We start from the raw sequence: 14301 nt of genomic DNA, 5'->3' as shown, positions 1-14301 counted from the left end.
CAGTCGGCGTTCTCGGGCGGTTCCGGTCGGGTCAGCCGACGTTCTCGCCGGTCGGGAGACCGCCGCCGGTCGGCTCGCCGCCACCGTCGTCCGGCGGCGTCGTCTCCCCGCCACCGTCGGACGGCTCCGCGGTCGGGCTGTCGCCGTCGGACGGCGTGGTCTGCGGGTCCGACGGGACGTCGGTCGGGCCGCCGGTCGGCTCGTTCGGGTACCCCGGATTGCTGGGCTGCCCGGTGTACGAGGGGCTGGTCGGGTCCTGGGACGGGGTGTAGTCGCCCGTACCGCCGGTGGAGTCGTCGGTCTCCGGGGGATCCGTCGTCTCCTCCGTGGGATCCTCGCTCGGCTCCTTCGTCTCCTTCTCCTGGGTCGCCGTCGGGTTCTTGTTCGGCTGCTTGCCCTTGTCGTCATTGCCGCCGAGGTTCAGCGCGAACGCGACCCCGACCGCCACGGCGATCACCGCGAGCGCCGCGATCAGCCACAGCTTGCCGCGGCCACCACCCCGGCGGCCCCGGCCGGAGCCCCCGTCGTAACCGCCGTCGTACCCGCCGCCGTTCCCCGCGCCGGGCGCGACCATCGGCTGCTGGGAGGTGTCGCCGTGCCCCGGGTGCGGCATCGCGGTGGTGCCCGCCATGCCCATCGCCCCGGTGGAGCCGCCGAGGTGCTGGGTGACCGGGCCGGTGTTCCAGACCCCGGTGTGGCCGCCCGCCTCCTGGAGCATCTGGAGCGCGTACTGGACCAGCCCGCGCATCTCCTCGGCGCTCTGGAACCGGTCGTCCGGGTCCTTGGCGAGCGAGCGCATCACCAGGCCGTCCAGCTCCGGCGGAACCTGGCCGCCCGAAATTTCGGACGGTGGTACGGGATTGTCCTGAACGTGCTGATAAACGACCGAAAGAGGAGTCTCACCGGTGAACGGCGGGCGCAGCGCGAGCAGTTCGTACAGCAGACACCCGGTCGCGTACAGGTCGGAGCGGTGGTCCACGGCCTTGCCGAGCGCCTGCTCGGGCGAGAGGTACTGCGGGGTGCCCATGACCATGCCGGTCTGGGTCATGGTGGACTGCGCGCCGTGCAGGGCGCGGGCGATGCCGAAGTCCATCACCTTGACCGCGCCGCTCTTGGTGATGATCACGTTCGCGGGCTTGATGTCACGGTGCACGATGCCGTGCTGATGGCTGTAGGCGAGCGCCTCCAGCACCCCGGAGACGATGATCAGCGCCTGGTCCGGCGGCGGCGCCTCGGCGTTCAGCAGCAGATCGCGGATGGTGTGGCCCTCGACCAGCTCCATCACGATGTAGGGGACGGTGTTCGCGCCGACGACGTCCTCGCCGGAGTCGTACACCGCGACGACCGCGTGATGGTTCAACCCCGCGACGGACTGTGCCTCGCGGGTGAAGCGGGCCTTGGACACCGGGTCCTCGGCCAGGTCGGCGCGCAGCAGCTTCACCGCGACAGTTCTGCCGAGCCGGATGTCCTCGGCGGCGAAGACCTCCGCCATGCCGCCGCGGCCCAGGCGCCCGGTGAGACGGTAACGGCCATCGCCGACCAGTCCACCATTTCCCCACGCCTCGGGCACATCAGACATTCCGGACCCGGTAGCGTCAGGTTCGGAGGGCCCCTGGGCGCTCTGGGTCTGTGCCATCGGTCCTCGCCGTCTCGGTCTAGGTGGGGGTCTGGTCGAGATCGCCCCGCCCGCGGGCGGTACGGTTCCTGCTAGGCACGCTACAGCCTTCGCGCCGCGCATCGGTTCGTGATGGACCGGCCATCAAACCTGTTGACGGTGAAGTGTTGCAAATCGCGTGACGGGTTCTTGAGCATCCGGTCACGGAACGGGCACGTGGCTTGACGTGTCCGTGGCCTGGGGCAGACTTGGCCACGATATCCGGAACACGAAGATCATGGCGTCGAAACGTGCGGGTTGAGCGGGAGTGCGCCGAGGGGGAAGTAACAACATGAGCCAGCACGGCGCACCGGGCCGCTACCAGGGCAGCTCCCTGGCCGGCGGCCGTTATCAATTGCGTGATCTCCTCGGCGAGGGCGGCATGGCCTCCGTGCACCTCGCCTACGACTCCGTGCTGGACCGCCAGGTCGCCATCAAGACGCTGCACACGGAGCTGGGACGCGAGCAGTCCTTCCGCGAGCGCTTCCGCCGCGAGGCCCAGGCGGTGGCCAAACTCACGCACACCAATATCGTTTCGGTCTTCGACACCGGCGAGGATTCGCTCGACGGCGCGCTCATGCCGTACATCGTCATGGAGTACGTCGAGGGACTTCCGCTGCGTTCCGTCCTCGACGCCGACGTTCGGCAATACGGCGCGATGCCGACCGAAAAGGCGCTGAAAATCACCGGTGATGTTCTGGCGGCGCTGGAGATCAGCCACGAAATGGGGCTGGTTCACCGCGACATCAAGCCCGGTAACGTGATGATGACCAAGCGTAATGTGGTCAAAGTCATGGACTTCGGCATCGCCCGCGCCATGCAATCCGGGGTCACCTCAATGACCCAGACCGGCATGGTCGTCGGCACCCCGCAGTACCTCTCGCCCGAACAGGCGCTGGGCCGCGGCGTGGACGCCCGCAGCGACCTCTACTCGGTCGGCATCATGCTCTTCGAGCTGCTGACCGGGCGGCTCCCCTTCGACGCCGACTCGCCGCTCGCCATCGCGTACGCGCACGTTCAGGAGGAGCCGGTCGCGCCCTCCTCGATCAACCAGTCCATCCCGCCCGCGGTGGACGCGCTGGTCGCCCGCGTTCTGAAGAAGAACCCGAACGAGCGCTTCCCGACCGCCGAGGCCATGCGCGACGAGTGCGCCCGGGTCTCCCGTACCGGCCAGACCGGCGCCTCCCCGATCATCATCAGCGGCGGCCCGCCCGCCGGCAGCGGCTCCGGCGTCGGCGCGGCGGTCTTCCCGCCCGTCGACCAGCAGACCCCCGGGCCGGGCCCCGGCGGCGTCCAGACGCCGTACCAGCCGCAGGCCGGGGCGGGGCAGTTCGGGGCCTTCGGCCCGTCCACCCCGCCGCCGCCGACCATGCCGGTGGGCCAGCAGCCGTACGCCGCCCCCGCGTCCCCGTACCAGGGCGGCCACGGCCCGAGCACCCCGCCGCCGTACAACATCTCGCCCAGCCCGGCTCCGTCCCCGTCCCCGGGGTCCCCGGGCGGTGGCGGCGGCAACAAGCGCGTGATCATAGGCTCCGCCGTGGTGGCCGCGATCGCGGTCCTCGGCGTCATCCTGGTCATCGCCCTCAGCGGCGACGACGGCGGCAAGAAGAACACGAGCAAGGGTGGCGGCGAGAAGACCTCCGCCCCCGCGTCGTCGAAGCCCGCGGGCTTCCGCATGGGCGACAAGACGAAGACGATCGACCCCGAGAAGTGCACGGACGCCTACGAGGACAGCGAGGAGAAGGGCACGTACAGCGTGCCCGACTTCCAGAACCTCTACGTCGACTCGGTGAAGAAGTGCATCCGGGCCGCGGGCTGGAAGTACCGCGTCACGACGCAGGACGAGAACCTGTGGGGCAAGGGCACGGTCCTCAACTACACGTACCGCAACTACGAGCCGTACAACCCGAAGACGGACACCATCGAGCTGACGGTCTCCACGGGGATGCCCGACGACTGACACGCGGCGCGCCATCCAGGGCTCGGCGGCGTAGCCGGACGGAAGCGGTCCGGCTACGCCGTTTTCATGTCTGCCGCTGGTGGTGGAATCCGGTGCGCCACGTCGGGTGGTCCGGGCGCCAGCCCAGGCGACGGGCGAGCGTGTTGTCGGCGCCGCGCTCCCAGCCCTCCCGACCGGTCGTCGCAACGGGCGCCGGGGCGCCGAGGGCGGCGGCGAGCGCGGGCAGCCAGTCGCGGGCGGGCGCCGGTTCGTCGTCCACCACGTTCACCGCGCCGCTCGGCCAGCCCAGCGCCGCGACCGCGGCCCGGGCGGCGTCCGCCACATGGACGAACGAGCTGATGGCGTCGTTCGGCACCACTTGACCCACCATCGCCGACCCCGGCCGCGCGCCGGGCCCGTCCAGGGGCGCGCCGCGCAGTACGGCGTCCAGCGCCCCGCCGGGCGCGTACCAGGTGCCCGGGCCGTAGAAGGTGCCGTAGCGCAGCACCACATGCGTCTCGATCCCGGCCACCGCCTCCTCCAGCGCCCGCAGGCTGCCCACCATGGCGGCGCGGGGTGGCGGGGCCGCCAGGTCCAGCGGGGTGGACTCGACCGCCGGGGTCGCGCCCGGTTCGTACGCCCAGGAGATGGACTGGGCGACGATGCGCCGCACCCCGGCGCGCCGCGCCGCGTCCACGAGGTGCCGGGTGCCCTCGCGGCGGATCCGCCCGTTCTCGGCGCGGTTGCCGCCCGCGAGGGCGGTCAGCTGGTGGATCACCGCGTCCGGGGCGGCGTCCGCGACCGTCCGCTCCACGCTCGCGGCGTCGAAGACGTCGAGCGGTACGGCCGCCGCGCCCTGCGCGCGCAGCCGCTCCGCGCCCCCGGCGGTACGGGCGGTTCCGGTGACCTGGTGCCCGGCCGCGACGAGCAGGGGGACGAGGAGACGGCCGACGGCGCCGGAGGCCCCGGCGAGAAAGATGCGCATGCGGTCGGAGCTTAGGAGGTCGCCGGACCACTGTCAGGGGCCAATGAGGGGGCGCGGGCGTGGGCCACTTCGCGCCGCCTGACTGGCTGGCCGCCCGGCCGGTTGCCGTCGCGCGAACGGCGGGCCGCCCCGGACCCTCAGGTCCCGGGGCGGCCCGCCGTTCGGAGTCAGGTCGCGCGCCGGCTACAGGTACGGGCCCGAGCGGGCGCCGCCGTGCTCCGGCCCCATCGCCTGGCCGTCCTCACCGCCGCCGACGCCCGGGGGCAGCGCCCTGCGCATCTGCTCCAGCTGTGCGCGGGCCGCCATCTGCTGGGCGAACAACGTCGTCTGGATGCCGTGGAACAACCCCTCCAGCCAGCCGACCAACTGTGCCTGGGCGATGCGCAGTTCCGCCTCCGTCGGGACGGACTCCTCGGTGAAGGGCAGCGACAGCCGCTCCAGCTCCCCGATCAGCTCGGGGGCGAGACCGTCCTCCAGCTCCTTGACCGAACTGGCGTGGATCTCCTTGAGACGGGCACGGCTCGCCTCGTCGAGAGGTGCGGCGCGGACCTCCTCCAGCAGCTGCTTGATCATGCTCCCGATCCGCATGACCTTTGCGGGCTGTTCGACCATGTCCGTCACGGGAACCTCGCGCGACTCGTCGTCACCACTGCCATCGCCAGGAGTGACACCGCCGAGCGCCATACCGTCCGGACCGACGACCAGGACGTGCGGGCTCTCCTGCGATCGTTCGTTCATCGGCTGGTTCATACCCCCATTGTTCCGCACCGCCACCTCCGGGAGAGGCCGTGGGTCGTTCCGGGGCCCCGGAGAGCCCCGGAACGTCCGCCTCCGCTCCCCGTCCGCCCGCGCCCCGGCCGTAGCCCCGCCGCGCCCGCTCCGCGCCCCGCCGCGCCCTCAGCGGCGCCGTAGCCGCAGGCCGAGGAAGGCCAGCCCGAGCCCCAGCCCGCTCAGCGCCAGCCCCGTGCCCAGCGGCAGCACCCGCGTCGCCCGGTCCCCGGGCGACGCGGCGGTCCGCTCGGTGGCGTACGGACGATCATCCTGGGGCAGCTTCCCCGCCCCTCGCCGCTCCTGCTCATGCGGGAGCCGAAGCGACGACGGCGTCCAGTCCGGAACCAGCGACGGGCGCGGGTCGGCCTGGTCCCGCCCGCTCGGCCGACCGCCCGGGTCGGGCGGGGTGTGCGAAGGCCGCGCGGGGTCGGCCGAGGGGTCCGGCGAGGGGGTGGGCGCCGCGGTCCGGCCGGGGTGGGCCCGGCCCTCCCCGGCCCGGGTACCCGCCAGATCGCCGTCGTCGGCGCGCGCCGCGGCTTGCGGGGCGGCGAGCAGGGCGGCGCCCGCCAGCAGGGACGCCGCGGGCAGCCTCAGACGTCTCAGGTGCCTCAGGTGCCTCACGGGACGAGCGTCACACGACGGGGTGAGCCGGGCATTCCGGGCGCGGCCGATCAGGCCAGGGCAGGCCCGCCCCGGGCCCCGCCCGGCCCCGGGCCGCGCTCAGACCGTCAGCAGCACCTTGCCCACGTGCCCGCTGGACTCCAGCAGCCGGTGCGCCTCCGCGGCCTCCCGCATAGGGAGCGTACGGTCCACGATCGCGCGGACCCGGCCGCTGCCGATCAGCGGCCAGACGTGCTCCCGTACCGCCGCGACGATCGCCGCCTTCTCGCCGAGCGGACGGCCCCGCAGCCCGGCGGCCGTCACCGCCCCGTTCTTGCCCAGCAGCTTGACCAGGTTCAGCTCGGCCTTCGCGCCGCCCTGGAGACCGATGATCGCGAGCCGTCCGTTGACGGCCAGCGCGTCCACGTTCCGGGCCAGGTACTTCGCCCCGACGATGTCCAGGACGACGTCCGCCCCGGCGCCCTCGGTGGCCCCGCGGACCTCCTCGACGAAGTCCTGCTCGCGGTAATTGATCAGTACGTCGGCCCCCAGCTCCCGGCAGGCCGCCAGCTTCTCCGCCGACCCGGCCGTGACCGCCACCCGTGCCCCGGCCGCCTTCGCGAGCTGGATGGCCATGGTGCCGATGCCGCTCGCCCCGCCATGCACCAACAGCGTCTCGCCCGGCCGGAGGTGGGAGATCATGAAGACGTTCGACCAGACGGTCGCCGTCACTTCGGGCAGCCCGGCGGCGGTGACCAGGTCGACGCCGTCGGGCACCGGCAGCAGCTGGCCCGCCGGGACCGCCACCTTCCCGGCGTACCCGCCGCCCGCCAGCAGCGCGCACACCTCGTCGCCCACCGTCCAGCCGCTGACGCCGGGGCCCAGTTCCACGATCCGGCCCGAGCACTCCAGGCCGGGGTATGCGGGGGCGCCGGGCGGCGGCGGATAGTGGCCCTGCCGCTGCATCAGATCGGCGCGGTTGACGCCGCCGGCCACGACCTCGACCAGGACCTCCCCCTCGCCGGGCGCGGGGTCGGGCACCTCCGTCCACTGGAGCGCGTCGGGGCCGCCGGGTTCAGGAATGGTGATCGCATACATGGCCGCGAGGCTACTCCTGGGGCGTCGGCGCGCGAACGATGGTGATCAGCCGGTCGGCGGCCTGCAACGGGCTCGCGTCGGGGTCGTCGTACGCGAGCAGGCGATGCCCGCGCCGTACGGACACCACGAGGTCGTCCGTGTCCCGCACCGACCTGCCCACCTCGGCCTTCACCACCGTGCGCTCCACCAGGTCCAGACCGCTGCCCTGCTGGATCAGGTCCTCGATCACCGCACCCGCGGTCGGCGACTGCACGCTCAGCCCCAGCAGCCGCCCCGCCGCGCTCGCGCTCGTGATCACCGCGTCCGCGCCCGACTGGCGCAGCAGCGGCGCGTTCTCCTCCTCGCGCACCGCCGCCACGATGTTCGCACCCTTGTTGAGCTGCCGCGCGGTCAGCGTGACCAGCACCGCCGTATCGTCCCGCTGGGTCGCGATCACGAACTGGCGGGCCCGCTGCGCCTCCGCCCGCAGCAGCACATCGCTGCGGGTCGCGTCCCCCACCACGCCCGCGAACCCCTCGGAGGTCGCGGACTCGATCACCTTGTGGTTCGGATCGACCACCACCACCCGGCCCTTGGGCAGCCCGCCCGCGCAGAGCGTCTGGACGGCGGACCGGCCCTTGGTGCCGAAGCCGACGACGACGGTGTGATCGCGCAAGGCGGACCTCCAGCGGTTCAGGCGGTATTGCTCGCGGGTGCGCTCGGCGAGGACTTCGAGCGTGGTGCCGACCAGGATGATCAGGAACAGCACGCGCAGCGGCGTGACCAGCAGGATGTTGGTGAGCCGGGCGCTGTCGCTGTGCGGGACGATGTCGCCGTAGCCGGTCGTGGACAGCGTCACGGTGGAGTAGTAGACGGAGTCGAGGAAGTCGACGTCGTCGTCGGCGTTGTCGTGGTAGCCGCTCCGGTCCAGGTAGACGATCAGGACCGTCAGCACCAGGACGAGCAGCGCCAGCAGCAGCCGGCGACTCACCTGGCGCAGCGGGCCGTCCGGGTAGCGCGGCAGGTGGACACGGTGACTGGTGTCCTCCGGTGGCGTACGGGCCGCCGCGTCATGACTGGGCAGCTTCACGCGGGGCCCTCCTGGGTGGCTATGCCATCGTCGTCGTCATCCTGGCCGCTGCCGCCGGGGCCGCCGGTGGCGCCGATCCGGCCGGTGCCGCCGGTCCCGTTCGACCAGGGGAGTTCCAGCACCTCGACCTCCGTGCCGCGCCCGGCCCCGCCCGGCGGGATCACCGCGAGCGCGTCCGCGACCGCGATGCCGCGCAGCATCGCCGGACCGCTGAAGCGCAGCGGCCGCGCCTCGTCGTACCGGAACGCCACCGGCACCAGCCGGGTGTTGTGCGGATGCCCGCTCACCGCCTCGGCGAGCGGGGCCGGGCGGCGCTCGGGCGCGGGGCGGCCCGTCAGCGTCCGCAGCAGCGGCTCCGCGAGCGTCAGCAGCCCCGATACGGCGGCCAGCGGATTGCCCGGCAGGCCGACCAGATGCCGTTCGGGCGCGAGGCGGGCCAGCAGCATCGGATGGCCCGGCCGCACTTCCACCCCGTCCACCAGCAGCTCGGCCCCCAGCCGGTGCAGCGTGGGGTGCACATGGTCCACGGGGCCCGCCGCGGTGCCGCCCGTCGTCACGACGAGGTCGGCCGACGAGCCGTCGATCGCCGCGTACAGCGCGTCCGCCTCGTCGGCGATCCGGCGGGTGGCCGACACCTCCGCGCCCAGCGCCAGCAGCCACGGCCCCAGCATGGGCCCCAGCGCGTCCCGGATGCCGCCCTCGCGGGGCAGCCCCCGGTGCAGCAGCTCGTCCCCGAGGACCAGCACCTCCACCCGCGGCCTGCGCACGGTCGCCAGCTCGTCGTACCCGGCGGCGGCCGCGAGCCCCAGCACGGCGGGCGTGACCCGTGTGCCCGCGGGCAGCAGCTGATCGCCGCTGCGGCACTCCTGGCCGCGGGGGCGGATGTCCTGCCCGAAGCCGACCGGCTGCGGAGCCTTCGCCGCGTACAGCCAGCCGTCGCCGGTGTCCGCGCCGTACTCCGTGCGCAGCACGGCGGTGGCGCCGGGCGGGATCCGGGCCCCGGTGGCGATCTGCACGGCGTGCCCGTCGGACAGCGGCTCGACCGCGCCGGTGCCCGCCAGGATCCCGCGCCCCGTCCGGCCCGCCGTGAGCCGCCACGGGCCCGGGCCCGCGAGGGCCCAGCCGTCCATGGCGGACGTGTCGAACGGCGGCAGGTCGGTCAGCGCGGTGAGGGGTTCGGCGAGGACGTGCCCGAGCGCGTCGTCCAGCGCCCGCAGGACGGGCGCCGCGGCGGCCCTGGCGGGAGCGGCTCGGGCGGCGATACGGCGGGCGTCTGGCCAGGCAGTCAGGGGAGCCTCGGGTGGGTGCGCGTCGGGTGCGTTGTCGGGTGGGTTGTCGGGTGCGGGTACGGGGCCTCCGGGACGAGGGTCCTGGACGGCATCGTTCCGGACCGCGTGGTCCCGGACCGCGTGGTCCCGGACCGCTTGGTCCCGGACCGCTTGGGTACGGACCGCTTGGGTACGGCGCCGGGAGCCCGGAGGCGCGACGTCGTCCGGAGCTTTGCGGCCCCTCCCATGCACGTCAGTGTCCAGGAACCCCGCTCCCGCGCCCCCGCCGCCCCCTCCCGGACGCGGCGGCTCCCCGCCCGATGGCCTGATACTCGGCGGCGGCCAGCCCAGCGCCTCGTCGGGCTCGTCCCCGGGCGCCGCCCGGGGCGCCTCCCCGGACACCTTGGGCCCGGGCTCGGGGTCGCCGTGGCGGAGGGTGCGCGCCACGCTCGGCGGGGGCCAGCCCAGCTCGGGGTCGGGCACGTCCGGGGGCGGCGAGGCCCGTTGGGTGGTGGCCTTCTCGTTGGCCAGGGCCAGGGCCTCGTCGACCTGGCGATCGAGCCTGTCGGCATCCCCGGAGCGGGGGTCCCGCCGCGTCATTCCTCGTCAGCCCAACGCGCCGCCAGGGCAGCCGCCTTGCGGCTGGCGTCGGCCAGGGCCTCGGGACCGCCGCCCTGCTGCGCGGCGGCATAGCCGACGAGGAACGTGGTCAGCGGGGCGGCGGGCCGGGCGACGCCGTGCGCGGCGTCCCGGGCGAGGTCGAGGAGGGCGGCGGTGTCGACATCGAGGTCGATCCCGAGTTCCGCTTTGACTGCGGCGATCCATTCTTCCAGCACGCGTCCATGCTCCCTGATGCGCGCACGGGCTGTCGTGATGTCCTCCCAGGTGTCGCAGTCGAAGGAGGCGGTGGCATGCGGGATGTGGTGGAGGTTCAGCTCGCCGGTGAGCAGCCGGAGCGGCAGCCCGCCGAGGCCGCCGTGCTCGGTGGCGAGCAGGGCGATCTCACGCCGCAGCGGTTCGGCGCGGTAGGCGGCGACGAGGGGCTGCTCGCGCCCGTCCCGGTCGGTGAGCACGGCGCCGTCGGCCTGCCCGAGCCCGGCGAGCAGGGCCTGCACGGTCTCCCCGGTGAGGAACGGCAGGTCGGCGGAGAGCAGGAGGACGACGGGGGCGGTGGTCCCCCGGACGCCCGCGTCGACGGCCGCGACCGGACCGCCGCCGGGCGGCTCCTCCCGCGCCCAGCGGACGGGCCGCACGGTGGGTCGGCGCGGGCCGACGACCACCGTCTGCCCGGCGCCCCGGCAGGCCCCCAGCACCCGGTCCAGGAGGGCGCGTCCACCCACGCGGAGCGCGGGCTTGTCCACGCCACCGAGCCGCCGGGCGGCACCCCCGGCCAGGATCACCGCGTCATACGTCACCCTCCGAGTATGGCCGCTGCGCCGGGCCCGCCCTACAGCCCCCGCAACAGCACCGAGGGCTGCTCGACGCGATCGGCCACATAGCGCAGGAACCCGCCCGCCGTCCCGCCGTCGCACACCCGGTGGTCGAATGTGAACGACAGCTGCACGACGTGGCGGACCGCCAGTTCGCCGTGGTGCACCCACGGCTTGGGGGCGATCCGTCCGACGCCGAGCATGGCGGCCTCGGGGTGGTTGATGATCGGCGTGGAGCCGTCGACCCCGAACACGCCGTAGTTGTTCAGCGTGAACGTGCCGCCCGTGAGGTCGGAGGGGGACAGCGCGCCCGCTCGCGCGGCCTCGGTCAGCCGCGCTATCTCGGCGGCCAGCCCCTCGACGCTGCGCTTGTGGGCGTCCCGGACGACGGGGACGACGAGACCGCGGTCCGTCTGCGCCGCGAACCCCAGGTGCACCTCGCTGAGCCGGACGACCTCGCGGCGCTCCCTGTCCACCGTGGCGTTCAGGTCGGGGAAGCGCGCGAGGGCGGCGGTGCAGATGCGGGCCAGCAGGGCGAGCACGGAGATCTTGGGGCCGCCCGCGGCGTTCATGGCCGTACGGGCGGCGAGCAGCTCGGTCGCGTCGGCGTCCACCCAGCACGTGGCGTCGGGGATCTCGCGGCGGCTGCGCGCGAGCTTGTCGGCCACGGCGCCCCGCACCCCGCGCAGCGGGATGCGCTCCCCGCGTTCCTCTCGCTCCTCGCTCACCGGCTCCGCGGTGCCGGGGATGGCCCGCTCGACGTCGGCGCGCAGGATCAGGCCCTCGGGCCCGGAGCCCACCAGCTGCCGCAGGTCGATGCCATGCTGCCGGGCAAGCCGCCGGACCAGGGGAGAGATCACCGGAACGGGACCCTCCGCGGTCGGCGCCGCCGCCTCCCCGTTGGCAGGACGCACCCGGCGGCGCCGCTCGGCGGGGGCGGACGTGCCGTAGCCGACGAGCACATTGCCGGAACCGCCCCCCGCGCCCGGTCCGCCGGACGACACGGCGGCTTCCGTGCCGCGTTCCTCGGCGGAAGCACCCCCCGCACCCGGTTCACCGGACACACCGGAATCCGCCACGGTCAGCAGCGGCGCACCCACCGGCAGCTCCGTGCCCTCCTCCCCGAAGCGCGCGGTCACCACCCCGGCATACGGGCACGGCACATCCACCATGGCCTTCGCGGTCTCGACCTCCACGACCGGCTGGTCGACCGCCACGACGTCGCCGACCTCGACCAGCCAGCGCACGATCTCCGCCCCGGTGAGCCCCTCCCCCAGGTCGGGCAGCGTGAACTCCCGCACGACAGCCATCAGACCGCGCTCCCCTCGGTCCACTCCGACTCCCACTGGAGTCGGGCGACGGCGTCCAGCACCCGGTCCACGCCGGGCAGATGGTGCCGCTCCAGCATCGGCGGCGGATACGGGATGTCGAATCCGGCGACCCGCAGCACCGGCGCCTCCAGATGGTGGAAGCACCGCTCGGTGACACGGGCGGCGATCTCGCCGCCGGGACCGCCGAAACCGGCGGCCTCGTGGACGACGACCGCGCGCCCGGTCCGGCGCACGGAGGCGCACACGGTCTCGTCGTCGAAAGGCACGAGCGAGCGCAGGTCCACGACCTCCAGGCGCCAGCCCTCGGCCCGCGCCGCCTCGGCGGCTTCGAGGCACACCGGGACGGAGGGCCCGTACGAGATCAGCGTGGCGCTGCGGCCCCCGCCGGTCCCGGCGTGGACCACCGCCCGCCCGATCGGCGGGACCTCGGCCGGGTGGTCGGCGTCCCAGTCGGCCTTGGACCAGTACAGCCGCTTCGGTTCGAGGAAGACGACCGGATCGTCGGAGGCGATGGCGGCCCGCAGCAGCCCGTAGGCGTCGGCGACGGTCGCCGGGGCGACGACATGGAGGCCGGGGGTGGCCATGTAGTACGCCTCGGAGGAGTCGCTGTGGTGCTCGACGCCGCCGATGCCGCCCCCGTACGGCACGCGCACGGTCAGCGGCAGCGGCACCGCACCCCGGGTGCGGTTGCGCATGCGGGAGACATGGCTGACGAGCTGCTCGAAGGAGGGGTAGGCGAAGGCGTCGAACTGCATCTCCACAACGGGCCGCAGCCCGTACATGGCCATGCCGACGGCCGTGCCCAGGATCCCCGCCTCCGCCAGCGGGGTGTCCGTACAGCGGTCGTCGCCGAACTCCTCGGCGAGCCCGCTGGTGATCCGGAAGACGCCGCCCAGGGTGCCGACGTCCTCGCCGAGGACATGGACGGCCGGGTCGGCGGCCATGGCGTCGCGCAGCGCCCGGCCGAGGGCCTGGGCCATGGTGGCGGGCTTGCGCTCGGTGGCGGTGGTCATCGCTCCCCCTCGGCGTCGAGCTCGGCCCGCAGCTGCGCCGCCTGCTCCCGCAGCTGGCTGGTCTTCTCGGCGTAGACGTGCTCGAACAGCTCCAGCGGGTCGAGGACCGGGTCCTGGTGCATGCCGGTCCGCAGATCGGCGGCCAGCCGCTCGGCGGATTCGCGCACGGCCCGGGCGCCGTCGTCGTCGAGCAGCCCGCGGTCCCGCATGGCGGCCTCCAGGAGCGCGACCGGGTCGTGTTCGCGCCATGCCTCGACCTCGGCGTCGGAACGGTAGCGGGTGGCGTCGTCGGCGTTGGTGTGGGCGTCGATCCGGTAGGTGACGGCCTCGACCAGGGTGGGGCCGCCCCCGCCGCGGGCCCGGCGGACGGCCTCGCCGAGGACCTGGTGGACGGCGGCCGCGTCATTGCCGTCCACGAGCCGCCCGGGCATCCCGTAGCCGACCGCCTTGTGGGCCAGGGAGGGGGCGGCCGTTTGCTTGGCGAGCGGAACGGAGATCGCGAAGCCGTTGTTCTGGACCAGGAACACGACCGGGGCCTGCCAGACGGCCGCGAAGTTGAGCGCCTCATGGAAGTCGCCCTCGCTGGTGCCGCCGTCGCCGACCAGGGCGAGCGCCACGACGTCGTCGCCCTTGAGGTGCGCGGCGTGGGCCAGGCCGACCGCGTGCGGCAACTGGGTGGCCAGCGGGGTGCTCAGCGGGGCGACCCGGTGCTCCCGGGGGTCGTAGCCCGAGTGCCAGTCGCCGCGCAGCAGGGTGAGGGCCTGGACGGGGTCGAGCCCGCGGACGACGGCGGCCAGGGTGTCGCGGTAGCTGGGGAAGAGCCAGTCGCGCTCCTCCAGCACCAGACCGGCGGCCACCTGGCAGGCCTCCTGCCCGGTCGAGGAGGGGTAGACGGCCAGCCTGCCCTGCCGGGTGAGGGCGGTGGCCTGCACGTTGTAGCGGCGGCCGTGCACCAGCTCCCGGTGGAGCCTGGTCAGCAGGTCGGGGGCGAGATCGGCGGCGGCGGAGGTGCCCAGCAGGCGGTACGGCTCGGGGTCGGGCAGCAGCGGTGCGGCGTCGGTGCGGGGCCGCCATGCGGGCGGGGGAGTGGGGTGGTAGGCGCCGGGCTGCTCTAGGACCGTCATGACACGACCTCCTGGGCGG

12 protein-coding genes are annotated in these 14301 nt (G+C 74.1%); 1 reads left to right on the top strand and 11 read right to left on the bottom strand.

What is annotated here, in order from left to right:
• Nucleotides 1-31 precede the first annotated feature (31 nt).
• The gene (locus LCH29_RS27990) at nucleotides 32-1636 is read right to left on the bottom strand and encodes a protein kinase domain-containing protein (RefSeq protein WP_446464472.1); all 1605 of its coding nucleotides are present in this window, start codon (nucleotides 1634-1636) and stop codon (nucleotides 32-34) included.
• A gap of 310 nt (nucleotides 1637-1946) precedes the next feature.
• On the opposite strand from LCH29_RS27990, the gene LCH29_RS27985 reads away from it, so the two are divergent.
• Complete coding sequence (locus LCH29_RS27985; protein WP_446464471.1) at nucleotides 1947-3614, top strand: protein kinase domain-containing protein; 1668 nt, start codon at nucleotides 1947-1949, stop codon at nucleotides 3612-3614.
• 64 nt (nucleotides 3615-3678) lie between these two features.
• Here LCH29_RS27985 and LCH29_RS27980 read toward each other — a convergent pair whose 3' ends face one another.
• The 10 genes from LCH29_RS27980 to pdhA form a co-directional block, all read right to left on the bottom strand.
• Nucleotides 3679-4578, bottom strand: a complete 900-nt coding sequence (locus tag LCH29_RS27980; RefSeq protein ID WP_446464470.1) for an NAD-dependent epimerase/dehydratase family protein — start codon at nucleotides 4576-4578, stop codon at nucleotides 3679-3681.
• A gap of 183 nt (nucleotides 4579-4761) precedes the next feature.
• A complete protein-coding gene (locus tag LCH29_RS27975; RefSeq protein ID WP_446464469.1) occupies nucleotides 4762-5328 on the bottom strand; it encodes a bacterial proteasome activator family protein in 567 nt (188 codons plus the stop codon).
• 147 nt (nucleotides 5329-5475) lie between these two features.
• A complete protein-coding gene (locus LCH29_RS27970; RefSeq protein WP_446464468.1) occupies nucleotides 5476-5970 on the bottom strand; it encodes a hypothetical protein in 495 nt (164 codons plus the stop codon).
• A 99-nt stretch (nucleotides 5971-6069) separates the two neighbouring features.
• Entirely contained in the window at nucleotides 6070-7047 is a 978-nt protein-coding gene (locus LCH29_RS27965; protein ID WP_446464467.1) for an NAD(P)H-quinone oxidoreductase, read from the bottom strand.
• A 10-nt stretch (nucleotides 7048-7057) separates the two neighbouring features.
• On the bottom strand, nucleotides 7058-8116 hold the full coding sequence (locus tag LCH29_RS27960) for a potassium channel family protein (protein ID WP_446464466.1): 1059 nt from the start codon (nucleotides 8114-8116) through the stop codon (nucleotides 7058-7060).
• Nucleotides 8113-9636: a molybdopterin molybdotransferase MoeA gene (locus LCH29_RS27955; RefSeq protein WP_446464541.1), complete on the bottom strand. Its 1524-nt coding sequence runs from the start codon at nucleotides 9634-9636 to the stop codon at nucleotides 8113-8115. Before LCH29_RS27955 ends, LCH29_RS27960 begins: the two co-directional genes overlap by 4 nt.
• A gap of 344 nt (nucleotides 9637-9980) precedes the next feature.
• Nucleotides 9981-10799, bottom strand: coding sequence for an NTP transferase domain-containing protein (locus LCH29_RS27950; RefSeq protein WP_446464465.1), 819 nt, complete (start codon nucleotides 10797-10799; stop codon nucleotides 9981-9983).
• 32 nt (nucleotides 10800-10831) lie between these two features.
• A complete protein-coding gene (locus LCH29_RS27945; protein WP_446464464.1) occupies nucleotides 10832-12124 on the bottom strand; it encodes a dihydrolipoamide acetyltransferase family protein in 1293 nt (430 codons plus the stop codon).
• Nucleotides 12124-13158 (bottom strand): alpha-ketoacid dehydrogenase subunit beta, encoded by a 1035-nt coding sequence (locus tag LCH29_RS27940; protein ID WP_446464463.1) that lies wholly within the window; start codon nucleotides 13156-13158, stop codon nucleotides 12124-12126. The genes LCH29_RS27945 and LCH29_RS27940 overlap by 1 nt, the downstream gene beginning before the upstream one ends.
• A complete protein-coding gene (pdhA, locus tag LCH29_RS27935) occupies nucleotides 13155-14282 on the bottom strand; it encodes a pyruvate dehydrogenase (acetyl-transferring) E1 component subunit alpha (RefSeq protein WP_446464462.1) in 1128 nt (375 codons plus the stop codon). The genes LCH29_RS27940 and pdhA overlap by 4 nt, the downstream gene beginning before the upstream one ends.
• Between the last annotated feature and the right edge of the window lie 19 nt (nucleotides 14283-14301).

It is taken from the genome of Streptomyces sp. BRA346 (assembly GCF_052851135.1).
This window is presented reverse-complemented; position numbering and strand designations above follow the sequence as displayed.